The organism is Stenotrophomonas veracruzanensis (assembly GCF_032911525.1).
GTDB classification, from domain to species: domain Bacteria; phylum Pseudomonadota; class Gammaproteobacteria; order Xanthomonadales; family Xanthomonadaceae; genus Stenotrophomonas; species Stenotrophomonas africana.
Genome location: NZ_JAWJTI010000002.1, coordinates 1 through 23,250 on the forward strand (window position 1 = coordinate 1; position 23,250 = coordinate 23,250).

Sequence of the window (23,250 nt, forward strand, 5' to 3'; positions counted from 1 at the left end):
CCCCCCCCCCCCCCCCCCCCCCCCCCCCCCACTACCGGTGCATTCAAAGTGGTGTGAAACGAATGGCTTGCCCACCGCCTGGTGCCAGCACCAGCGTCAGTGCATCGGCGCTGGTCACTTCGCGGGTTTCGCGCATGAACGCGAACGGATTGCTGCGGAAGTCCGCGCCCTCGCCATCGCGGTAGACGTCGGCGCGGTAGCGCACGCCCGGTTCCAGGAAGCCCAGCGATACCGGCAGCACACGGCCGTGCTCGTCGGTGATGCTGCCGAGGAACCAGTCGCGGCTGTTGCGGTCGCGGCGCACGATTGTCACGTAGTCACCCACTTCGCCATCGAGCACGCGGCTCTGCTCCCAGTCCACCGCCACGTCCTCGATGAAGCGGAACGCCTCGCGATGCTGCAGGTAGTGCTCGGGCAGGTCGGCGGCCATCTGGATCGGGCTGTACAGCACCACGTACAGCGCCAGCTGCCGTGCCAGCGTGCTGGGAATGGCCTGGCCGTGGCGGCCCTTCAGGCTGAGGATGCCGGGGGTGTAATCCATCGGCCCGGCCAGCATGCGGGTGAACACCAGGTTGACCTCGTGCTCCGGTGGGTTGGGCGGCTGGCCCCAGGCGTTGTACTCCATGCCGCGTGCGCCTTCGCGCGAGATCCAGTTGGGGTAGGTGCGGCGCAGGCCGGTGTCCTTGATCGGCTCATGCGGGTTCACCGACAGGTGCCGGCGCGCGGCCTCCTGCACCACCTTCAGGTGGTGGCGGGCCATGAATTGGCCGTCGTGCCACTCGCGCCACAGCGGGCCACCGGCCGGATTGCGGCGGTCGACCTGGCCGTCGTCGCAGACGTAGCCGGTCTTGAACTGGTCCACGCCCAGCCGCGCATACAGGTCCAGTGCGGCACCCAGCTGGTCATCGTAATGCTCGATGGCACAGCCGGTCTCGTGGTGGCCGATCAGATGCACACCCTTCTTCAGGCCATACGCTGACAGCGCTTCGATATCGAAGTCCGGCGTGGCGCGGGTGAAGTCGAAGTCGTAGCCGTTGCCGACCCAGTTGCCATCCCAGCCCGGGTTCCAGCCTTCCACCAGCACGCCACGGAAGCCATGCGCGGCGGCGAAGTCGATCACCCTCTTCGTTTTGGCGGTGGTGGCCGCATGCTTCGGCCCGGTCGCCCAGCTTTCGTTGTCCAGGTGCATCGACCACCACACGCCGAGGTACTTGGCCGGCTTCACCCAGCTCACATCGCCCAGCGCATTGGGTTCGTTGAGGTTGAGGATCAGGTCCGATTCGACCAGGCCACCGGCACGGTCGGCGATCTGCAGCGTGCGCCACGGCGTGGCGAAGGGCAGGGTGCGGCGCACCTTCCAGCCTTCGGCCGAGGGTGACAGCTGTGCGCGCAGGCGTTGTCCTTCTGTGCGCCGCAGCCACATGCCGGCGTAGTCCACCAGTGCGGCCTCGTGGATCGCCACGTGCAGGCCATCGCGGCTGCGCAGGGTCATCGGCGTATGCACCAGCGGCACCTCGCGCAGTGGCGTGCGCTGGTACAGGTATTCGTAGTGGATCGGTTCGCCGGCGGGAATCCACCAGGCGGTGGAATCCTGCGCGATGGCGAACTCGGTCAGTTCGTCATCGATGATGGCTTCGCGCAGGTTCGGCTGCTCGGGGAACACATAGCGGAAGCCAACGCCATCGTCGTAGACGCGGAACACCACATCCAGCCGGCGCTTGCTGCCGGTGGTCTCGGCCAGCTGCACGGTCAGCTCGTTGAAGTGGTTGCGGGTGAGCCGGCGCTCGCCCCACGGCTGCTCCCAACTGTCGTCGACGCTGCGCCGCTGCTGGCCAAGCACGGCGAAATCGCGGTCCAGGCGGCCATCGCGCAGGGCGAAGCCGAGCTTCGAATCCTCCACCACGGGCTCGCCGAAACGCTCGAGGCGGTAGCGGGCGGTGCCGCCGTCCAGCACGAGGCTGACCTTGAGCACCTTGCCCGGTGATTCGACGCTGGCGACCTGTGGCGCGGCCTGTGCCAGCGTGGCCCAGGCCAGCAGGGCCAGGCCGAGCAGGTGCGCGATTGCCGCGCGTACAGCAGTGGGTGACATCGGCAGTTCCCCTCCCAAGGCGCCGTTGGCAGACCCGGACCATAAGCCAGCGCAGCCGGCGCGCTACCGCACAGCGCCATGAATACGTATGCAGATGGACGCAGCCGACAGCCCCGCGTCTACCATGGGGCCAAGGCACCTTGAGGGAGGGGCCGCGCCCGTCCACCGGCAATGGTGGTGCGGACCTACAACGCGTGCAGAGAGGGAGGGAGGCCGACGGGCGCAAGCCGGTCCGCCGCTTCGATGCTGAAGATCATTTGCCTGACCGCTGCCCTGGGGGCAGCGCTGGGATCGACCGCGCAGGCGGCCGACCTGCAATTCGACGGCCGTCATGCGCGTGCCGAAGCCGCTGCCAAGGGCAGCTTCGTGCTGCATGCGCCGAAAGGTGAGGTGCATATCGCGCCCATGCCGATGCGCAGCCAGAGCGGCAGCGTGATGTTCGATGCGTTGTTCGCGCTGGCCCAGCAGGAGATGGACCAGGACCGCGTGGACGCGATCCGCGATCCGTCGTTTGACGAAGGCCGGCCGGTGCCGTGCGAATGCTTCCAGACCGGCGCGCGCTGGCCCTACGTGTGGACCCGCGATGTCAGCTTCGCCGCCGATCTGGCGCTGGCGCGGCTGGACCCGCAACGCACGCGGCAGTCGCTGCAGTTCAAGCTGTCGGCGGCGCGCGACGGGCACACGCCCGGCTTGTTCGTGGCGCAGGACACTGGTTCCGGTGGCAGCTGGCCGATCAGCAGCGACCGCGTGGTGTGGTTCCTGGCGGCGCGTCACCTGCTGGAGGATCGCGCGTTTTCCGATCAGGTCTGGCAGGCACTGCAGGGCACGCTGGCGCAGGATCGCGCGATGGTCTTCGATGAGCAGATGGGCCTCTATCGCGGCGAGACCTCGTTCCTGGACTGGCGCGAGCAGACCTATCCGGACTGGACCCGTGAGGACGTGCGCTTCATCGGCGATTCCTACGCACTATCCACCAACGTGCTGCACTATCAGGCACTGCGCCTGGCCGAACGCCTGGCAGGCCAGCGCGGCGATGCCCGCGTGGCCGACTACAAGGCATGGGCCGATGCGTTGGCACGGCAGATCGACGCGCGCTTCTGGCGCGAGGACATCGGTCAGTACATGAGCTACATCGGCGAAGCGGCGCACCCGGTGCCGTATGCCAAGGTCGATCTGCTCGGCCTGTCGCTGGGCGTACTGGCCGAGGTGCTGCCCCCGGAACGCGCGCGCCGTGCGCTGGCCGCCTACCCGATGGGACCGGCCGGCAGCCCGGTGGTCTGGCCGCAGGAGGCGCAACAGCCGATCTACCACAATCGCGCGATCTGGCCGTTCGTCAGTGCGTACTCGCTGCGCGCGGCGCGGCAGCTGGATGATGCGCCGCGCATCGCCGCCGAAATCCGCTCGTTGATGCAGGGCGCCGCGCTGGCCGGCTCCAACATGGAGAACTACGAGCTGGTCAGCCAGGCCGTGCATGTGGAGGAGGGCGCACTGAGCGGCCCGGTGGTCAATTCCGAACGCCAGCTGTGGTCGGTGGCTGGCTATCTGTCGATGGTGGTCGAAGGCGTATTCGGCGTGCAGGACGATGGCCGCGTGCAGCCCAAGCTGCCGGCCGTACTGGTGCCGGAACTGTTCGGCACGCACCCCCGCATCACTTTGGAAGCCAACGGCAAGCGCTATGTGCTGGAGCGCCCGCAGAACCTGGGCGATGGCCTGCTGGTGGCCGGCAGAACCACCACGCGTGGCGCGACCACCACGGTGCAGCTGGTCGCGGCCCCGGCAGCAGCCGGTTTCGCTGCCACGACTGCGGATGCCAACGCGCGTGCGCCGGCAACACCGGCGGCGCCGCAGGCCCTGCGCAATGGCGCGGGCTGGAACGTTCCAGTGGCAGCCGAGCAGGTGCTGTGGATGGACGGCACGGTTGTCGCCGCCAGCAACGGCCAGGCGCACATCAGTGACGATGGCCTGCAGCATTGCCTCAGCCTGACCCGGCGCGACAGCGCATTGGAATCGCTGCACAGCCCGACGGTCTGCGTCGGTCCGCAGCAGGTGCTGAAGGGCGAGGATCGCTGGCAGTTCACCTCGGCCAAGGCCGGGCAGGTGCGCCTGCGCCTGCAATACAGCAACCCGAATGGGCCGATCAACACCGGCGTCACCGCTTCGGTGAAGCAGCTGGTGCTGCAGTGCCCGGGCCAGCCGTTGCAGCGGCATACGGTTACGCTGCCGCACAGCGTGGCGGTGCAGGACTCGACCTCGGCAACGTTCGCTGTGCCCAAGGGCCGGTGCACGGTCGCGCTTGAAGAAGGCTTCAACATGAGCGCGCTGCAGCACTTCGCGCACTACACCGGGGGCAAGGGCGGGCGCGATGGCGTGCTCAACCAGGCCCAGGTGCAGGCGCTGACGGTAGCACCCGTGGCGATGGCAGAGGGCGCACGATGAATCGCACGGCAAAACCGCAGCTGTCGTTCTGGCAGATCTGGAACATGTGCTTCGGCTTCCTCGGCATCCAGTTCGGATTCGCCCTGCAGAACGCCAATGCCAGCCGCATCTTCGAGACACTGGGCGCGGACATCGACGCGGTACCAGGATTGTGGATCGCCGCGCCGCTGACCGGCCTGCTGGTGCAGCCGGTAATCGGCTACCTGTCCGACCGCACCTGGACGCGCTGGGGGCGCCGCCGTCCGTACTTCATGATCGGTGCGGTGCTGACCACGCTGGCGCTGCTGGTGATGCCGAATTCGCCGACGCTGTGGATCGCGGCCGGCACGCTGTGGGTACTGGATGCCTCGATCAACGTATCGATGGAGCCGTTCCGTGCCTTCGTCGGTGACCAGCTGGCGCCACGCCAGCGTCCGGCCGGCTACGCGATGCAGAGCTTCTTCATCGGCGTGGGCGCCATCGTCGCCAGCTTCCTGCCCTTCATCCTGGCCCACTTCGGGGTCGCCAATACGGCCGCCGCAGGTGAAGTCCCGGACACCGTGCGCTATGCGTTCTACTTCGGCGCGGTGGTGCTGCTGGCCGCGATCACCTGGACCGTAGTCAGCACCCGCGAGTACTCACCGGTGGAACTGGCCGGCTTCGATGATGCAGAGCCGCCGGCGCATCACGCGGCGGCCGCGATCAACGGCCCGGCACCGTGGGCGCAGGTGGCCGTATGGCTGGGGCTGGGCGTGCTGCTGGCGCTGCTGATCGCGTGGCGGCAGGGCGACCGGATGCTGTACGTGCTGGCCGGCCTGTGCGCCGGCTACGGCCTGCTGCTGGCGGCCGCGCGCGCGCTACCGGCCACGCATATGCTGGCCGCCATCGTCGGCGACCTGCGCGCGATGCCGGTCACCATGCGCCGCCTGGCGTGGGTGCAGTTCTTCTCGTGGTTCGCGCTGTTCGCCATGTGGATCTACACCACCGCTGCGGTGGCCGGTACCCACTTCGGTTCGACCGATCCACAGTCGGCCGCCTACAACGAAGGTGCCAACTGGGTGGGCGTGCTGTTTGGCGCCTACAACGGCTTCGCTGCGCTGGCGGCGGTGCTGATTCCGCCGATGGTGCGTGCGATCGGCCTGCGCTGGAGCCACCTGGTCAACCTGTGGCTGGGCGGCGCCGGCCTGGTCTCGCTGATGTTCATCCGCGACCCGCACTGGCTGCTGCTGTCGATGGTTGGTGTGGGCTTTGCCTGGGCTTCGATCCTGTCGTTGCCGTATGCACTGCTGTCCGACAGCGTGCCGGCGTCGAAGATGGGTGTGTACATGGGCATCTTCAATTTCTTCATCGTGATCCCGCAGCTGGTGGCGGCCAGTGCGCTTGGCTTTGCCCTGCGCGCATGGCTGGGTGGCCAGCCGATGCATGTGCTGGTGCTGGGCGGCTGCAGCCTGTTCCTGGCCGGCCTGTGCGTGCTGCGGGTTCCGTCCCGTCCGGAGGTGGTGTGATGCGCGGTGTGCTGTCTGTTGCTGTTTCCCTGGTACTGCTGGCCGGCCATGCGGCGGCCGCGCCACGCCCGGACTATGTGGGTACCACCGAACCGTTCGCCAGCGATGCGGTGTACTTCGTGGTCACCGACCGCTTCGTCAACGGCGATCCGTCCAACGATCACCGCGACCAGGGCGGCAAGCACCGTACCTTCGACATCCCGGTGCCGTGCCCGGACAAGGTGGACGGCAACATCGGCTACCTCGGTGGTGATTTCCGCGGCGTGCTCGATAACGCGCAGTACATCCGCAACCTCGGTTTCGGCGCGGTATGGATCACGCCGATCGTGGACAATCCGGACGAGGCGTTCACCGGCAGCAAGCCGATCAGCTGCACCAGCACACTGACCGACCGCGGCAAGACCGGCTACCACGGGTACTGGGGTATCAACTTCTACAAACTTGATGAGCACCTGCCCAGCAAAGACCTGGATTTCGCCGGGTTGACCAAGGGCCTGCACGGTGCTGGCTTGAAGGTGGTGCTGGATATCGTGGGCAACCACGGCTCGCCGGCCTGGACCATGCCGACGCGACAGCCGCAGTTCGGCCAGATCTTCGACAAGGACGGAAAACTGATCGCCGACCACCAGAACCTGCCGCCGCAGAAACTGGATCCGAAGCACAACCCGCTGCACGCGTTCTACAACAACATTGGACCGGTCGACAGCAAGGATGGCTCGATCTTCGATGGCAACCTGGCTGAGCTGTCCGACTTCAACCAGGACAATCCGGCGGTGATGGACTACCTGGTCGGTGCCTACCTGCAATGGACCGCGCAGGGCGTGGACGCGTTGCGCATCGACACCATCGGCTGGCTGCCGCACCCGTGGTGGCATGCCTTCGTCAAGCGCATCCGTGCCGAGCACCCGGGCATGTTCATGTTTGGCGAAGCGTTCGACTACGATGCCGCGCGCATCGCCGAGCACACCTTGCCCGCCAACGCCAATGTCAGCGTGCTCGATTTCCCATTGCGCGGCGCGCTGGAGCAGACCTTCGGCACCGCCGGCAAGGGCTTTGAGACACTGGCCGAGCCGCTGCACCTGAGCGGCGGACCGTACGCCAACCCGTACGAGCTGATGAGCTTCTACGACAACCACGACATGCCGCGCCTGCAGGCCAGCGACGATGGCTTCATCGATGCGCACAACTGGCTGTTCACCGCGCGCGGCATTCCGGTGGTCTATTACGGTTCGGAGACGGGCTTCATGCGTGGCCGTGCCGAGCATGCCGGCAATCGCGCGTACTTCGGCCAGCCACGTGTGGATGCTGCGCCGAAGAGTCCGATCTTCGCGCCGCTGCAGCGTATCGCCCGGTTGCGTGAAGCCACCCCGGCGCTGCAGCGGGGCCTGCAGGTGAACGAGCGCCTGCAGGGTGACGAGGCGGCGTTCTTCCGCGTGCTGCAGCACGGCGACGTGGCGCAGACCGCGCTGGTGCTGCTGAACAAAGGTGACCAGGCGAGGACCTTCACCGTGGCGCGTTACGTCCAGTCCGGCCGCTGGCGCGATGCACTGGACGGCGGTTCGTTGCAGGTGGATGCCTCCCTGAAGGCCGAAGTGCCCGCGCACGGGGTGAAGGTGTATGTGCTGGATGCCGCCGTGCAGCAGCCGGCGCTGCAGGCCGAGCTGAACAAGGCGATGGCTGACCAGAGGGTGCGGGACCAGCGTCTGGGGCGCTGAGGGCGCCGCCGGGCATGGCCCGGCGCTTCCGCTCTGGTGGGTGCCAACCTTGGTTGGCACTCCCGCTCTGGTAGGTGCCAACCTTGGTTGGCACGCTCTTCGAGCAGTCGAGCAAGCTCGACTCTACAATAGGCACCCCTCACGCCCTGCCGTACCCCTATGACCGACCTCGCCCCGCAGACCCCGATCGAAACCCTGCTGAAGGCGGCGATGGACGGGGCGGTGCCGATCCGCGCTTTCATGGAGGCCTTCGTCGCCTCCGAGGTGGTGCTGCTGACCGGCAGCCTGGTCACCCCCGACGGCAGTGGCTTCGACCCGCTGCTGTTCGACAAGCAGGGCACCCTGCACGTGGCCGTGTTCACCGACCCGTCGCGGGTGGGCGTCTACAGCCAGCAGGCCGAACACCAGATCCGCTGGCTGATGCTGGACGTGCTGCGCCGCGTGCCGGGTGGCTACGGTGTCGTGATCAACCCGGGTACGCCACTGGGCTTCGAGATCTCGCCCAGCGGCGTCGGCGAGATCCTGAAGGACTTCGCGCAGGGCTGAGTTGCCGCCTGCGGTTCCTGTAGAGTCGAGCCATGCTCGACTGCCTTTCGCGCATGGCCTGATGAGTCGAGCATGGCTCGACTCCACAGAGGGCTTCCCTTCGAGCGCCGTCCGTGATCCTCTTGGGCAATCTCGGGATCAAGGCATTGCCATGGAATTCAAGGTATTACCCGCTGGCGCACCGGAACGGCAGCAACTGGCCGAGTGGTACCACGCACAATGGGGCCAGGACGCGGGCCTGTCGCTGGAACAGGAACTGCAGCGGCTCAATCCGCCGCAGGACGCCGGAGGTTTCCCGCACCTGATCGCCGCCTTCGATGGAGACCAGTTGGTTGGTGCCGTGCAGCTCAAGCGCAGGGAGATGCAGGCATTCCCGCAGTATGAGCACTGGCTGGGCAGCGTGTTCGTGGCCGATAGCCATCGGGGCCGCGGGCTGGCCAGTGGGCTGGTCGAGCAGGCAGCGGCGCAGGCGGTTCGGATGGGCGTTTCCGAGTTGTATCTACAGACCGAAGCGCTGGATGGCGGCCTGTACGCTCGGCTGGGCTGGAAGCCACTGCAGGAAGCCGACAACCGCAGCTATCGCGTGTTGGTGATGGTGCGCAGGTTGGCCGCATGAACGCATCCACATCGCGTCATTCCCACTCTGCGCTGATCTTCCTGATCGCGGCGATCGTTGCCGCGCTGGTGTCCATGCCCGTGCTGCGCGCGGTGGGCATGGTGCTGTGGCCGGTGTTCGTCGTTGCCTGGCTGATCAACCTGGGCGCGGCTTGGCATCTGGCCCAGTGGGCACGCCAGCAGGGCCGGTCAGCGTGGGCATTCGGGTTGCCGGCAGCGCTTGGCACCGTCGCCTCGATCGTGGTCTATGTGCTGCTGGCGTTGCTGGGGCCTAAGGCCCCCGTGCGCTGAACCTTCGCGGCTGTCGTGGACAATGTGCCGAGCATGGCTCGGCATTACAGTAGGGCGAGCCAAGCCAACCCTGCACGTGTTGCGTGGAGCGCCGGCGCATAGGCCGGCGCCCCGTTACCTCACATCGTCACCTTGCGCCTGTTGTCATCGCTCACCCGGTCGATCAGCTTGTTGTAGGGATCGAAGCCTGCTTCGTCCGGCTTTTCATCCACCGCCACCGTGATCTCCGGATCGGCGCTGGTGATGTGGTGGCGCTGCAGGTACAGCACCTTCTGGTCGCGCTCCTTGCCCGACGGCCCATTGGCGAACACGCCGATCTCCACCCAGTCATCCATCTTGCCGGCGGTCTCCTTGCCCTTGCCATCGGCATACTGCTTGCTGGCATGCAGGTCCAGGGTCACGTCGTAGCGACCGTCAGCACGCTTGCGGGCGCTGGCGGCCATCACGCGGTTGTCGTAGAAGCTGATCTTCTCGAACAGGTCAGTGACCAGCTGCTGGCGGTCGGCCGGGGTCTCGGCACGGATGTAGCCCAGCAGTTCGCGTGAGGTGGTGTACGGCGGCTGCTGGTAGCCCTTGTCCTGCAGGAAGCGCTTCAACGCACGGTTCAGGGCCACTTCGCCGATCTCTTCACGCAGCCGGTAGAACACCAGCGAACCCTTCTGGTAGTGGATGTACTGCTGGTTTTCCACGCGCTCCAGCGGCTGTTCCTCGATGGCCTCGCCGCCGCGGCCGGACAGGTAGCCGTCCAGTTCGCGCTTGAGGAACTGACGCATGTGCTGGCGGCCGTACTCCTGCTCCATCACCATCAGTGCCGAATACTGCGACAACGATTCGGACAGCACCGTGGTGCCCTGCACGTTGGCACCGATCACCTGGTGCGCCCACCACTGGTGCGCGATCTCGTGCGCGGTCACGTAGAACACGTAGTCCACCTTGTCCGGGTCACGCAGGTCGGCGATGAAACCGATGGCCTCGGAGTAGGGGATGGTATTGGCGAACGACTGCGCGAAGCGGGCATAGCCCGGGAACTCGATGATGCGTACCTGCCGGTGCTGGTAGGGCGTGAAGTTCGCTTCGTAGTAGGCCAGCGACTTCTGCACCGCTTCGATCATCCGGTCCACGTTGTAGCCGTGCGCCGGATCGAAGTAGACCTCGATCGGGATGTCCTTGTACTTTGCCTTGCGCACCTCCCAGCGCGCCGACAGATAGGCGTAGAAGTTCAGCATCGGTCGATCCATGGCATAGCTGAAGCAGCGCCGGCCATTGACCGTGCTCTCATGCTGCAGATAGCCCGGGGCCAGCGCCACCTGGTCGGGTGCCGTGCAGATCGTGGTGCGGAAGTCGAGCCAGTCGGCATCGTTGGCTATGTACGTGTTGGCACGCGCGGCTTCGTCTTCCAGCTTGGGCATGCGCCGCGGCTCACCCACGTCGCGCTTGCGCCGCTCGTTGCGGTCGGTGATCTCCGCGCCCTCGTTGTAGCCGAACGACGGCAGTACGCGGCTGTTGAAGAACGTGCCGTTGCCCACGATGTTGCTCGGCGCCTGGCCGGCGGTGATGCCATTGGATTTCTGCACCACCCGGAAATGGACACGTCGGCTTTCGCCCGGTTGCAGAGGCTTGTCCAGCCGGTAGATGCGATACCCCAGGTCCTTGTCATGGAAGGCCATCGTCTGTCCGCCAAGATCGGCGGCTACCAGCTGTTTGTCATCACCCATCGAGACATGCAGTTCCGGGATCGGCTGCGCGTGGAGATTGCGGATCGTCCAGTTCGCATCGATCACCATCGACTGCGATTCGGGGGACAGGTCCACGCGGTTGTCCACCGCCACGATGCGGGGCTGCGGCAGGTTGCGGTACTTCGACAGCTCGCGCTCGTAGCGGGCCTGCAGGTCCAGCTGCTGGTCGGGCGAGACGAACTCGTTGCGGATGTTGGTGCTCCAGTACAGCCAGCCGCCCACGGCGACAAAGGCCAGGGCGGCCACTGCGGCGAAGGCACCGGTCGGGCCGCGCAGGCGACGGCCGGCCAAGGCCAGGCGCTGGCGCAGGCCTTGGCTGACACCTCGTACCCAGAAGGCCGACGCCAGGCACATCAAAGTCAGCAGGAACAGCGCCCAGTAGCCCTGGAACGCCAGTTGCCCGGTGAGGAAGTGGCCGTAGCCGTTCATGTCCGAATAGGGCGCGTTGGGCCAGCTGCCGAAGTTGTACAGGTTCTGCGTGTAGTCGAGCAGGCCGAGCACGCCCTGGCCGATCATCACCACGATCAGCAGCGCATAACCGACGAACTTGTTGTTGGTGAGCACCTGCAGCACCAGCGCCAGGCCGCCCATCAGGATGTAGACCACCGAATCCAGCGCCAGGCTGCGCAGGTACAGCAGCGGCTCCAGATGCGTGTAGCCCTTGGCCAGCTGCACGCCCATTGCCGCCAGCGCGCCGGCCGCCTGGAAGCAGACGATCACCGCCAGCAGTGCGGTGAACTTGGCCAGCAGCGGCACCCAGTTCGGCACCGGCATGGCATCGGTCACTTCATTGATGCGCGCACTGCGTTCCTTCCAGACCAGCTCACCGGCGAAGAACAGCACAATGATCACCAGCAGCCAGCTGAAGGCACCCTGCAGGCCCATGATCATCTGCGAGGTGACCGGCCAGATCGAGGTGCCGTACAGGGTCTGCCGGAACAGCGCGCTGGGCAGGAAGTTGGCCAGGCCCAGCACCAGCAGCACGATGAACGGCACGCTGCGCAGGACGCCGCGTGTATCGAAGCGGACCTGGCGCAGGAACTGCTGCCACGCGGTAGTGGCGGTGAATGCCGGAATCACGCGCGGCAGTGTTGCGCGGCTCGGGCGGACGCCGGTGGCATCGGCAACCGGTTGCACCTGCCTGCGGCCCCAGCGCCGACGACCGCTGCCGCTGCGTTCGGTGCGGAACAGCGCGAAGGTGGCGGCGAACAGCGCGGCAGCTACGCCCAACCACAGGGCGCGATTGGCCAGCAGGTAACCGGCCAGCTCGGGAATCCCGTTGTTGCGTTCGGCGGTGGACCAGTAGCGGATGGTACGGCCGAGTGCGCGCATGCCCAGCGGTTCGCTCAGCACCGCGATCCACGTATTGTCGATGTCGCGCAGCAGGGCCGCGCTGGCGCCGTACAAGACCAGGTAGGCCACCAGGCCGATGTAGACCCACAGGATCGAGCGGGTCAGCGCTGCCAGCAGCGACAGCAGTGCGGTGGTGAACAACAGGTTCGGAATGATGATGACCGCGAACGTCCACGCATAGCCCTGCCAGCTGATCGGGCCCATGCGTTCGGGATCGACCCAGGGCATGAACGGCGCCAGCCATAGGCCAAACGCGATCAGCACGTAGACCAGCAGGCCGGCCGCCAGGGCGGCAGCGATGCGCCCGGCCAGATAGTCGCGGCGCTTCACCGGGCTGGCGAAGATCAGTTCGGCGGTGCCGAGCTCGAAGTCACGCAGCAGCGCATTGCTGACGAACAGCGCGGTGACCAGCATGCCGAGCAGGGTGAAGATGCCCAGCATCTGCGCGATCACGGTGGGCGCGTTGCTGTGCACGTTGCCGGCGCCGCCACCGATCTGCACGGCGTCGCTGGAGGCGGCGGCGAAGGCAAGCAGGGCGAACAGCCCGGCCAGCAGCCACAGCAGTGGGGAACGCAGCTGCTCGCGCAGCTCGAAGCGGAAGAAGTTGAGGATCATGGGGTGCTCCGCTCAGGCCGCCGCGCGGGCACGGGCCTGCAGGCGCAGGCGCTGGAAGTACACGTCCTCGAGGTCGGGAGCCACGGCCGCGAAGCCGTCGCCGGGGTCGTTGGCGCTGTGCACGTGGATCACCGGGCGGCCACCGACCAGGCGGGTGGACAGCACCACGTAGCGTGCCTCGTGGTCGGCCAGTTCCGAAGGATCGACCTGCTTGCGCCAGACCTGGTGCTGCAGGGCGTCGATCGCTTCGCTGGGGCGGCCGGTCAGCAGCACCTGGCCCTTGTTCATGATCGCCATCGTCGGGCACAGATCGGTCACGTCCTCGACGATGTGGGTGGACAGGATCACCGCCACGTTCTCGCCGATGGCCGCCAGCAGGTTGAGGAAGCGGTTGCGTTCTTCCGGGTCGAGGCCGGCGGTGGGCTCATCGACGATCACCAGCCGCGGGTCTCCCAGCAGCGCCTGGGCGATGCCGAAGCGCTGGCGCATGCCCCCGGAGTAGGTGCCCAGCTTGCGCTTGCGGGCGTCCCACAGGTTCACCTGCTGCAGCAGCCCATCGACCACCTCGCGGCGCTGCGCGCGCTGGGTCAGGCCCTTGAGTGCGGCGAAGTGTTCCAGCAGGTCCAGCGCGCTGACTTTCGGGTACACGCCGAAATCCTGCGGCAGGTAGCCCAGCCGGCGGCGCACCGCGTCCTTGTCGCGCAGCACGTCGATCGGCGCCTCGCTTGGAATGCTGAGCGTCGCCGTGCCGCTGTCGGCTTCCTGCAGGGTGGACAGCGTGCGCATCAGCGACGACTTGCCGGCGCCGTTGGGGCCGAGCAGGCCGAACATGCCCCGCGGGATGTCCAGGTTGACGTTGTTGAGGGCATGCACGCCGTTGGCGTACGTCTTGGACAGCGAATCGATCTTCAGCATGCGACGTACACCTTTCCATGGGCGATGTCTGCGCGTTATCCGCGCATCGGCTTCCGTGCGCATCCGCCGTTGGTCATGGGGGAAGAATTCCGCCGTCGCACGTTGAGGCGTGGCGTAAGGCCTGGTGGCGCTTACCGGCGCAGCGACGATTCCCGCACCACCAGCTTCACCGGGATGCTCTGGCTCTGCACCGGCTGTCGGCCGATCAACGCCAGCAGGCGCTCCACCAGCAGCTGGCCGGCCTGCTTGGTGTCCTGCTGCACCGTGGTCAGCGCCGGGGACACCGAGGCCGCCAGCGGGATGTCGTCGAAGCCGGTCACCGCCACGTCCTGCGGCACCCGTAGCCCGGCCTCGCGCAGGGCGCGCATCGCACCGATTGCGATCAGGTCGCTGGCGGCGCAGATCGCATCGATCGGCTCGCCACGCGCCAGCAGCGCCTGGCAGGCCTCCTGGCCGGAAGCCTCGGTGGTGATCGCATCGTGCTGCAGCGCCGGTTCGGCGGCCAGGCCGTGGTCCTGCAGGGCCGCGACGTGGCCGCGGTAGCGTTCCTGGAATTCGGGGTAATGGCTGGAGGCATGGCCGAGGAAGGCGATGCGGCGGCAGCCCTGCTGCAGCAGGTGGGTGGTGATGTCATGCCCGCCCTGGAAGTTGTCGCTGCCGATCGACACGCCCGGCTGGCCGGGCAGGGCGGCGCCCCAGCGCACGAAGTGCGTGCCCTGTTCGACCAGCCGCTGCAGGCGGTCGCGCGATTCGTGGTAGTCGCCGTAGCCGAGCAGGATGATGCCGTCGGCCTTGTTGCTGTCCTCGTAATCGGCCTGCCAGTCGGTGGACAGCTGCTGGAACGAGACCAGCAGGTCCTGCCCATGCAGGGCGCAGGCACGGGTGATCGAGCCCAGCATCGAGTGGAAGAACGGGTTGATCAGCGAGTCGTCGTTGGTCGGGTCCTCGAAGAACAGCAGGGCCAGCGTGCCGGCGTTGCGCAGGCGCAGGCTGGAGGCGTTCTTGTCGACCTTGTAGTTCAGTTCGCGGGCGATGCGCAGGATGCGCTCGCGGGTCTCGGCGTTGACCATCGGGCTGCCCCGCAGGGCCCGCGACACGGTCGGCTGGGAGACCCCGGCCAGGTGGGCGATGTCCAGGGAGGTGGCTTTGCCTTTGATCGTCATGGGCACGCGGAGGGGGCAGGGGAAAGGTGCCCGGGCATGATGCCATGGGTAGACGCGAATGCCCCTCCGGATGTCCACCGAAGCGAGGGTAAGTCATTGCCGGACAAGGAAATCAGTTCAATCCTCCAGCGCGGCCGGGGTCTTCTGGCCGGGCGGATGGCGGCGGCAATGCTAAGATGCATCGTTCTCGCATTCCCCCAAATTTCAACAGGGGCGGCCCCGCCTACTGCACCCCCGCCCGGGGCTGTGCTATCACTGGCGGTCTGCCCTTGGACAACGGACGAAGGTACCTATGGCGCGCGGCATCAACAAAGTCATCCTGGTCGGCAATCTCGGCAACGACCCGGACGTGAAGTACACCCAGGGCGGCATGGCGATCACCCGCATCAGCCTGGCCACCACCAGCGTCCGCAAGGACAAGGATGGCAACCAGCAGGAGCGCACCGAATGGCACCGCGTGGTGTTCTTCGGCAAGCTCGGCGAGATCGCCGGCGAGTACCTGCGCAAGGGCAGCTCGGTCTACGTTGAAGGCAGCCTGCGCTATGACAAGTACACCGGCCAGGACGGCGTGGAGAAGTACTCCACCGACATCATCGCCGATGAAATGCAGATGCTGGGCGGCCGCGGTGAAGGCGGCGGTGGCGGTGGCGGCAACTACGGCGGCGATCGCCCGCAGCGCCAGCAGGCTCCGCGCCAGGAGTACGGCGGCGGTGGCGGCGGCCAGCGTGGCGGCCAGGGCGGTGGCTATGGCAACCAGGGCGGCAACCAGGGCGGTGGTTACGGCAACCAGGGTGGCAACCAGCGTCCGCAGCCGCAGCAGGCTCCGCCGATGGACGACTTCGCTGACGACGATATTCCGTTCTAAGCCACGATCCCGATCTGCTTGTGCATCTACCCGATGGCAGGGAACTCCGGTTCCCTGCCATTTTTCTGCCCGCAGTGCGTTGATGGAAACCCGTTGGGCACTCGCGCGTATCGCTTGACGGCCTTCCGCAGGATGCTCGATCCCGCTTCAACGGTGGCTTCGGCAGCGGCTGGATTCCGCCCTCCTGAACACTCTTGACAAGGGCATTGGCCCCCCCCCAATCTCCCGCTCCGGGGATGCGCTCAACGGAAGCAGCGCACGGGAACGTTATGCCACAGGGAGACGCGGCACCTATGGTGCCGGGGGACGAAGGGGCGCACGAACACCAGGACCTTGCACTGCGGGGGCTGGTGCTGCTTGCTCAATTCCATGGCATTGCCGCTGACGCGGGTCAGCTGGCGCATGATGCTGGAGTGGGCAGTGCGGCAATGGACGAGACGACGCTGGTCCTCGCCGCGCGCAAGCTGGGCCTGAAGGCCAGAGTGAGTTCGACAGCGCTGGCTCGCCTGGCGATGACCAGCCTTCCGGCGCTGGCATTGGGTGACAACGGCGACGCCTTCATCATTGCCCGAATCACCGGCGACCAGGCGCTGATCCACGACCTTACCCAGCGGCGTCCACGCACCATCGACATGCCCGCGCTGCAGCAGCGCTATCGCGGGCGACTTCTGCAGGTGGCCTCGCGGGCGTCGGTGCTTGGCGAACTGGCCCGCTTTGATTTCAGCTGGTTCATTCCTGCGGTCATCAAGTACCGGAAGATGCTGCTGGAGGTCTTTGTCGTCTCCTTCTTCATCCAGCTGTTTGCCCTGGTAACTCCCCTGTTCTACCAGGTGGTGATGGACAAGGTGCTGGTGCATCAAGGCCTTACCACGCTGGACGTGATCGCGATCGGCCTGGTGTCGATCGCCGTATTCGACGTTGTCCTGAGCGGACTGCGTACCTATGTATTCGCCCACACCACCAGCAAGATCGATGTCGAACTTGGTGCGCGCCTGTTCCGCCATGTGCTGGCATTGCCGCTGGCCTATTTCGAGTCCCGCCGCGTGGGTGACACCATCGCCCGCGTGCGCGAACTGGAGAACATACGCAGTTTCCTGACCGGGCAGGCCCTGACATCGGTACTCGACCTGTTCTTTACCGTGGTCTTCCTCGCCGTGATGTTCTACTACAGCGGTTGGCTGACACTGATCGTGGTGATGTCACTGCCGGTCTACGCGCTGATTTCCGCCGGTATCACGCCGGTGCTGCGCAAGCGGCTGGACGAGAAGTTCGCACGCGGTGCCGACAACCAGTCCTTCCTTGTCGAGACGATCAGCGGTATCGGTACGGTCAAGGCCAGCGCGGTCGATCCGCGGGTGACGCGCACCTGGGACAATCAGTTGGCCGGCTATGTGAATGCCGGTTTCGCGGTCACCCGGATTGCCACTGTTGGCCAGCAGAGCGTGCAGCTGGTGCAGAAGCTGGTCAGTGTCGCCATCCTGTTCTGGGGCGCGAAGCTGGTGATCGACGGCAGGCTGTCACTGGGCCAGCTTATCGCGTTCAACATGCTGTCCGGGCAGGTGGCTGCACCGATCATCCGGCTGGCACAGTTGTGGCAGGAGTTCCAGCAGGTCGGCATCTCGGTCCAGCGCCTGGGCGACATTCTCAACACGCGTACCGAACTGCCGGGCAGCCGCATGGCACTGCCGCCGATCCGGGGTGACATCACGTTTGAACAGGTCGGATTCCGCTATCGAACGGATACACCCGAGATCCTGGCTGGCATTGACCTGCACATCCCGGCCGGGCAGGTCATCGGCATCGTCGGGCGTTCCGGCTCAGGCAAGAGCACACTGACCAAGCTGGTCCAGCGCCTGTACACGCCCGAGCGCGGCCGTGTGCTGGTGGATGGGCATGACCTGGCCCTGGCCGACCCCGCCTGGCTGCGGCGGCAGCTGGGCGTGGTGCTGCAGGAGAATTTCCTGTTCAACCGCAGCGTGCGCGACAACATCGCGCTGAGCGATCCCGGCATGCCGCTGGATCGGGTGATCCAAGCAGCCACCCTTGCGGGTGCGCATGAGTTCATCTCCGCACTGCCCGAAGGCTATGACACGCGGGTGGGAGAGCATGGTGCTGGTCTTTCCGGCGGACAGCGGCAGCGGGTGGCGATCGCGCGTGCGCTCATCACCGATCCGCGCATCCTGATCCTGGACGAAGCGACCAGCGCGCTCGACTACGAGTCCGAACATGCGGTGATGGCCAACATGCGCCAGATCTGCAAGGGTCGCACCGTCATCATCATCGCCCATCGCCTGTCCACCGTGCGCAGGGCCAACCGCATCGTCGTGGTCGATCGCGGCCGCATTGTCGAAAGTGGAACCCATGAGGAGCTGCTGGCCGGGGCCGGTGGCCACTATGCCCAGCTGCACCGCCTGCAGCAGGGGGCCGCATGAAGCACATCCGCGACGGCCTGGGTGATTTCGCCACACGCTATGTCGCTGTGTTAAAGGCGGCCTGGCGCAATCGCCACGCACTGGATCCGCTGCCGCGCGATGCCGATGAGCGTGCGTTTCTGCCTGCGCACCTGGAGCTGGTCGAAACGCCGACCTCGCCGGCCGCACGCTGGACCCTGCGCATCATCATGGCGCTGTTCTGCGTGGCGTTGCTCTGGTCCACCCTCGGCAAGCTCGATATTGTCGCGGTAGCGCCAGGCAGGACCGTCATCGACTCGCGCACCAAGGTGGTGCAGCCGGTGGAAACCGGCGTGGTGCGGCGCATCCTGGTGCGCGACGGGCAGGTGGTGAAGGCAGGGCAGGTGCTGATCGAGCTTGACCCGACCGCAACGGCGGCCGATGTGGTCAAATCCGGCGACGCCTTGCTGAATGCACGGATGACCGCGATGCGCCTGCGGGCACTGGACATGGCCGTGCAGGCGGGTGAAGTGCCAGTGATCCGTGCGGAGCCGGACCTGCCGGCCGACCGCGTCCTGGCCGAGCAGATGCTGGCGCGTAGCCAGTACGAGGCACTGCAGGCCAAGCAGCATAATCTGCAGGCTGTGATCTCACAGCGTCGCGCCGAATGGAAAACCGCCCAGGCCGCGGTCAAGCCATTGGCGGAGTCGGCACGAATCTCTACGTTGCGGGCGGATGACTATCGCCGCCTGCTGGAAGGCAACTACGTCGGCCGCCATGACTATCTGCTTCGCGAGCAGGAGCGCATCGCGGGCGAGCGTGACCTGCTGGCGCAACGCAACCGCCTGCGGGAGATCCGGTCCGCCCAGCAGGCTGCCGAGGAAGAGTTGCGCGTGCTGATGGCGGATTTCCGCCAACAGACGCTGGACGGCCTGCGCGCCGCGCAGGAGCAGGTCGGCCAGATGACACCCGAAGTCTCGCGCACGGGCCAGCGTGACCAGCAGAAGATCCTGCGCGCCCCGGTCGATGGCACCGTGCAGCAGTTGGCCGTGCATACCGTGGGCGGCGTGGTCACTCCGGCGCAGCCGCTATTGGCCGTGGTGCCCAGCGGGGAAGCGCTGGAAGTGGAGGCCAGCATCCTCAACAAGGATGTCGGTTTTGTCCGCAATGGCCAGCCGGTGACTGTGAAAGTCGAGAGCTTCCCGTACACGCGCTATGGATACCTGACGGGCAGGGTGGTGAGCGTTTCGCATGACGCCTTGCAGGACGAAAAGCTTGGCCTGGTGTTTCCGGTGCGGATACGCCTGGACAGCGCAATGCTGGAGATCGATGGCGTCCGCGTGCGGATGACGGCTGGCATGAACCTGAATGCGGAGATCAAGACTGGCAAGCGGCGGGTGATCGACTACCTGTTGAGCCCGTTGCGCCAGCATGCGGGCGAAGCGATGCGTGAGCGATAGTCTCGTTCATATAGTTGCACCGACGAGGTGAAGGCCGGCAGCAGGCGACCTCTGCACGCCGGCGCCGATTGGCAGGCCAGGGTCGGTCACGCAACAAGCGCGAGGGCCGCCGAGGCTGGGCTGAGGTGAGGGCTAAACCCTGTGACGCTCGCCGGGATACGGGTAGTGGGAGCCCTGACGTTGGAGCAGGGTCCCGGACCCTATCTGCCACCGGGATGATCCTGGTCGCTACCCCTTCTGTATCCCCTCCAGGAACTGAGTCATGAGCGAACCGAACCACATCGTCGGAACCGACAGCTTTGACAATCTTTACGGAACAGACGATGACGATGTTCTCGAGGGACTGGATGGTTACGACCTTCTGTATGGACGAGGTGGTAACGACGTTCTGCTGGGCGGCTACGCGGGGGACAGGCTCTATGGCGGTACTGGAAACGATCTGCTGATAGGTGGTCCAGGCGACGACTTCCTGAGTGGCGATGAGGGAGACGATGTCTATCGTTTCGATAACGGCTTCGGCAACGACGAGATCGCATCATGGGGGCAGTCCGGCAGCGATGTGGTTGAGTTCACCGGCACCTTGGTGCTGTCCGCTTTCAGCTTCACGTTCACGGATGGAGGCCTGGTGCTTGAGGCATTTGGCAACAGCCTTAGGCTGTCGGACTTTTCTCTTGATGCTGCCTATCCGATACATGAATTTCGTTTTGCTGACGGCGTCGTAATGACGGCAGGTCAGCTTTACGATTGGGCAATGAGGCCAACGGATGCCGGCCAGAGCCTTGCAGGCACCGAAGGCGACGACGTAGTACATGGCGGCGGTGGCAACGATTGGTTGATCGGAAATGGAGGCGACGACACCCTCTGGGGGGATGATGGCAACGACTCACTCCAAGGAAGTGACGGCAATGACGTCCTTCATGGCGGCTCTGGCGACGACGACCTCTATGGGGACAGCGGAGACGATGTTCTTATCGGCGGTAGTGGCGCCGATCGCCTTTCCGGGGGCGATGGCAGCGATACATATCGGTTCGAGGTCGGCTTCGGTGCCGACGAGATCGATGAGCCTGCATCGGGTAACGCGGCCGACCTTGATTTCATCGAGTTCAGCAATGGAATCCAGACCTCCAGCGTTCTGCTCTTCCGCGAAGCTGACGACCTTCTGCTGAAGCTGGCGGGCAATACAACGGACAGCATCCGCGTCCGGAACTTCTACATCGCGTCCGAGCCGGGGGTGGAAGGCATCGACGGTGTGAAGTTTGCCGATGGCACTTACTGGAGCGCGGCCGAGCTTCGCCAGCGTGTGCTGACACCTAATGATACGGCCCAGCTGATGATCGGCACCGAGCTCGCCGATGTGCTGGATGGTGGCGGTGGGAATGACACGTTGGAGGGAGGCGGTGGTGATGACGAACTCATTGGCGGGTCCGGCCAAGATGTCCTGCGCGGCGGGACCGGCAACGACCTCCTGAAGGGGGGCAGCGGAAACGACGAACTTGACGGTGGTGACGGTGATGACCGACTGGTTGGTGGTACAGGCAATGATCGCCTGTCAGGCGGGGCGGGCACCAATACCTATGTCTTTGCGCGTGGAGACGGGGGAGACACCATCAGCGCCGCCGGCTCGGAGGGGCTGGATGTGCTCGAGCTGGGCGTGGGACTGGGGCGCGCCGAACTTGCCTTCGTGCGGCAGGACGACGGGCTGCGAATCGATGTGATCGGCAGCGCGGACAGCATCTTCGTCGAGAATGCGTTCAATGGCGGGGCCCTGTCGCGTTTGCGCTTCGCTGATGGCAGCGTGCTGGAATCCGCGCAGATGCGCGAGCTGGCCCTGCTCGAGCATCGCGGCGGTGGCCTTGCGGACACGCTGGCTGGAGGCCTTGCGAATGACTATCTGCTTGGCCTGGATGGCAATGACATCTTGAACGGCGGCGCCGGCGATGACCTCCTGGAAGGCGGCCGTGGCAGCGATACCCTTGACGGTGGGACCGGCAACGACACCTACGTGTTCGCGCCCGGATGGGGGCAGGATGTCATCCTGAACCTGGACGTGCATGCCGATGGACTGGATACGGATCGTATCGTGTTCGTTGGCGGTATCCGCGCGGAAGACGTGGAGGTATCCAGTGCCGGGCATGATCTGGTGCTTCGGCACAAGACCACGGCGGACCGGGTGACGGTGAGTGGCTTCTTCGTCGATGCGGTGGGACAGGATCGCCAGATCGATGAAGTGCAGTTCAGCGATGGCAGTATCTGGACACTGGCCGATCTCTATCAGGCCCAGCAGATCGGGACATCTGCAGCCCAGACGATGCATGGCGGAGCGCTCGCCGACCTGCTCGATGCTGGTGGCGGGAACGACTGGCTGTATGGGCACGATGGCGACGATACGCTGGTCGGCGGAGCCGGTCATGATGTGCTGGTCGGTGGCCGCGGCAGCGATACCTACCGCTTCGACCTCGGCTGGGGCACCGACATCATCGATAACAGTGCGGCAGGTGATACCGCGTCGGATATCGACCGGGTCGTCTTCGGCACCAGTGTGGCGGTCCAGGATATCCGCGTGTCGAGCCGCCTGGATGATCTGGTGCTCCAGCATGCCAACGGCGACTCGGTAACATTGCAGAACTTCTTCGGCCCGGGTGATCAGGTCCAGGAGGTGGTGTTTGCCGATGGGACGCGCTGGATGCAGTCTGATCTGCTGCAGATGCAGCTGCCCGGCGACGCCAGCGATCAGTATCTGTACGGCACCGCACTCAATGATCTGATCCAGGGACTGGACGGCAACGACCAGTTGTACGGCAATGCCGGTGCTGACACCCTGGAGGGCGGTGCCGGAGATGACGTGCTGGATGGCGGTACCGGCAACGACATCCTGGATGGCGGCGAAGGCAACGACATCTTTGTATTCGCGCGTGGCAGCGGGCATGACCGCATCATCAGCCAGGATCCGGACGGCGCCTTCTGGGATGTCCTGCAGATGGGGACAGGCATCGCCGCAGGCGACGTCACGCTCAGCAGGAGTGGCAGAGATGTGGTGCTCACCCTCGACGGTGGCAACGACAGCGTAACCCTGGTTGACTTCCTGCCTGCCGTGGAAGGTGATTGGCCCACCGCACTGGATGAAATCTGGTTTGCCGACGGCACCGTATGGGATGCTCCTGGCATCGTTTCGGCATTGCCGGTGCAGGCTTCCGCCCATGGCGCCGAGGTCGGAAAGCTGGTTGCTGCGATGGCAATGTCGGCTACCGAAAGTAGCCGTTTCCTGCAGCCACATGCGGACCGCTCGGAGGCGGGTACGCAGCTGTTCGCCGTGCACACGCTGCTGCGATGAGCTCGTCGCCCGTGTCGGCGATTCCGGAGGCGGTGGTATTCCCGTTGGGAGGATTGCACCTCGGTGACCTGCTGATGGCGCTGCCGGCGATTGCCGCAGCGCGCCGTTTCGCCACGCCGGTTATATCGGGGCTGCAGCCGCGGCATTTTGCCGCGGTGTCGGCGCTACCCCTGCTATTCCGGCAGAACGGTCCGCCGGCGGCACGGACGCTGTTGCCGGTGTGGCGGAGCGGCGAGCACCGAACCG

Annotated in this window: 14 protein-coding genes; 10 read left to right on the forward strand and 4 right to left on the reverse strand. The window is 65.7% G+C overall.

What is annotated here, in order from left to right; all coding sequences use genetic code 11:
• Window positions 1–43: 43 nt before the first annotated feature.
• Window positions 44–2,095, reverse strand: coding sequence for a glycoside hydrolase family 97 protein (locus tag R1H25_RS01830; RefSeq protein ID WP_317222680.1), 2,052 nt, complete (start codon window positions 2,093–2,095; stop codon window positions 44–46).
• Window positions 2,096–2,332: 237 nt separating this feature from the next.
• On the opposite strand from R1H25_RS01830, the gene R1H25_RS01835 reads away from it, so the two are divergent.
• From R1H25_RS01835 to R1H25_RS01860, 6 genes are all read left to right on the forward strand, one after another.
• The gene (locus R1H25_RS01835; protein ID WP_317222467.1) at window positions 2,333–4,525 is read left to right on the forward strand and encodes a Six-hairpin glycosidase-like protein; all 2,193 of its coding nucleotides are present in this window, start codon (window positions 2,333–2,335) and stop codon (window positions 4,523–4,525) included.
• A complete protein-coding gene (locus R1H25_RS01840; RefSeq protein ID WP_049446061.1) occupies window positions 4,522–6,009 on the forward strand; it encodes an MFS transporter in 1,488 nt (495 codons plus the stop codon). Before R1H25_RS01835 ends, R1H25_RS01840 begins: the two co-directional genes overlap by 4 nt.
• Window positions 6,009–7,724 (forward strand): alpha-amylase family glycosyl hydrolase, encoded by a 1,716-nt coding sequence (locus R1H25_RS01845; RefSeq protein WP_317222468.1) that lies wholly within the window; start codon window positions 6,009–6,011, stop codon window positions 7,722–7,724. The genes R1H25_RS01840 and R1H25_RS01845 overlap by 1 nt, the downstream gene beginning before the upstream one ends.
• A 159-nt stretch (window positions 7,725–7,883) precedes the next feature.
• Entirely contained in the window at window positions 7,884–8,270 is a 387-nt protein-coding gene (locus R1H25_RS01850; RefSeq protein ID WP_317222469.1) for an SseB family protein, read from the forward strand.
• A gap of 151 nt (window positions 8,271–8,421) precedes the next feature.
• Window positions 8,422–8,886 carry a GNAT family N-acetyltransferase gene (locus R1H25_RS01855; RefSeq protein ID WP_317222470.1) on the forward strand — a complete coding sequence of 155 codons (465 nt, stop codon included), beginning with the start codon at window positions 8,422–8,424 and terminating at the stop codon, window positions 8,884–8,886.
• Window positions 8,883–9,176 carry a hypothetical protein gene (locus tag R1H25_RS01860; protein ID WP_317222471.1) on the forward strand — a complete coding sequence of 98 codons (294 nt, stop codon included), beginning with the start codon at window positions 8,883–8,885 and terminating at the stop codon, window positions 9,174–9,176. Before R1H25_RS01855 ends, R1H25_RS01860 begins: the two co-directional genes overlap by 4 nt.
• Window positions 9,177–9,295: 119 nt before the next feature.
• Here R1H25_RS01860 and R1H25_RS01865 read toward each other — a convergent pair whose 3' ends face one another.
• The 3 genes from R1H25_RS01865 to R1H25_RS01875 form a co-directional block, all read right to left on the reverse strand.
• Window positions 9,296–12,880, reverse strand: a complete 3,585-nt coding sequence (locus R1H25_RS01865; RefSeq protein WP_317222472.1) for an ABC transporter permease subunit — start codon at window positions 12,878–12,880, stop codon at window positions 9,296–9,298.
• 12 nt (window positions 12,881–12,892) lie between these two features.
• On the reverse strand, window positions 12,893–13,795 hold the full coding sequence (locus R1H25_RS01870) for an ABC transporter ATP-binding protein (RefSeq protein WP_317222473.1): 903 nt from the start codon (window positions 13,793–13,795) through the stop codon (window positions 12,893–12,895).
• A gap of 131 nt (window positions 13,796–13,926) precedes the next feature.
• A complete protein-coding gene (locus tag R1H25_RS01875) occupies window positions 13,927–14,958 on the reverse strand; it encodes a LacI family DNA-binding transcriptional regulator (RefSeq protein ID WP_019659374.1) in 1,032 nt (343 codons plus the stop codon).
• 292 nt (window positions 14,959–15,250) lie between these two features.
• On the opposite strand from R1H25_RS01875, the gene R1H25_RS01880 reads away from it, so the two are divergent.
• The 4 genes from R1H25_RS01880 to R1H25_RS01895 all read left to right on the forward strand — a co-directional run bounded on the left by R1H25_RS01880 (window position 15,251) and on the right by R1H25_RS01895 (window position 23,004).
• Window positions 15,251–15,823: a single-stranded DNA-binding protein gene (locus R1H25_RS01880; RefSeq protein WP_043034165.1), complete on the forward strand. Its 573-nt coding sequence runs from the start codon at window positions 15,251–15,253 to the stop codon at window positions 15,821–15,823.
• A 269-nt stretch (window positions 15,824–16,092) separates the two neighbouring features.
• Window positions 16,093–18,255, forward strand: a complete 2,163-nt coding sequence (locus tag R1H25_RS01885) for a type I secretion system permease/ATPase (protein ID WP_317222475.1) — start codon at window positions 16,093–16,095, stop codon at window positions 18,253–18,255.
• Window positions 18,252–19,673, forward strand: coding sequence for an HlyD family type I secretion periplasmic adaptor subunit (locus tag R1H25_RS01890; protein WP_317222476.1), 1,422 nt, complete (start codon window positions 18,252–18,254; stop codon window positions 19,671–19,673). Before R1H25_RS01885 ends, R1H25_RS01890 begins: the two co-directional genes overlap by 4 nt.
• A 262-nt stretch (window positions 19,674–19,935) precedes the next feature.
• The gene (locus R1H25_RS01895; RefSeq protein WP_317222477.1) at window positions 19,936–23,004 is read left to right on the forward strand and encodes a calcium-binding protein; all 3,069 of its coding nucleotides are present in this window, start codon (window positions 19,936–19,938) and stop codon (window positions 23,002–23,004) included.
• The last annotated feature ends 246 nt before the right edge of the window (window positions 23,005–23,250 follow it).

Excerpts from the sequence above, each read along its gene's own strand:
- R1H25_RS01835 (WP_317222467.1), top strand. The coding sequence starts at position 2,333 with ATGCTGAAGATCATTTGCCTGACCGCTGCCCTGGGGGCAGCGCTGGGA.
- R1H25_RS01840 (WP_049446061.1), top strand. The coding sequence starts at position 4,522 with ATGAATCGCACGGCAAAACCGCAGCTGTCGTTCTGGCAGATCTGGAAC.
- R1H25_RS01845 (WP_317222468.1), top strand. The coding sequence starts at position 6,009 with ATGCGCGGTGTGCTGTCTGTTGCTGTTTCCCTGGTACTGCTGGCCGGC.
- R1H25_RS01850 (WP_317222469.1), top strand. The coding sequence starts at position 7,884 with ATGACCGACCTCGCCCCGCAGACCCCGATCGAAACCCTGCTGAAGGCG.
- R1H25_RS01855 (WP_317222470.1), top strand. The coding sequence starts at position 8,422 with ATGGAATTCAAGGTATTACCCGCTGGCGCACCGGAACGGCAGCAACTG.
- R1H25_RS01860 (WP_317222471.1), top strand. The coding sequence starts at position 8,883 with ATGAACGCATCCACATCGCGTCATTCCCACTCTGCGCTGATCTTCCTG.
- R1H25_RS01865 (WP_317222472.1), bottom strand. The coding sequence starts at position 12,880 with ATGATCCTCAACTTCTTCCGCTTCGAGCTGCGCGAGCAGCTGCGTTCC.
- R1H25_RS01870 (WP_317222473.1), bottom strand. The coding sequence starts at position 13,795 with ATGCTGAAGATCGATTCGCTGTCCAAGACGTACGCCAACGGCGTGCAT.
- R1H25_RS01875 (WP_019659374.1), bottom strand. The coding sequence starts at position 14,958 with ATGACGATCAAAGGCAAAGCCACCTCCCTGGACATCGCCCACCTGGCC.
- R1H25_RS01880 (WP_043034165.1), top strand. The coding sequence starts at position 15,251 with ATGGCGCGCGGCATCAACAAAGTCATCCTGGTCGGCAATCTCGGCAAC.
- R1H25_RS01885 (WP_317222475.1), top strand. The coding sequence starts at position 16,093 with ATGCCACAGGGAGACGCGGCACCTATGGTGCCGGGGGACGAAGGGGCG.
- R1H25_RS01890 (WP_317222476.1), top strand. The coding sequence starts at position 18,252 with ATGAAGCACATCCGCGACGGCCTGGGTGATTTCGCCACACGCTATGTC.
- R1H25_RS01895 (WP_317222477.1), top strand. The coding sequence starts at position 19,936 with ATGAGCGAACCGAACCACATCGTCGGAACCGACAGCTTTGACAATCTT.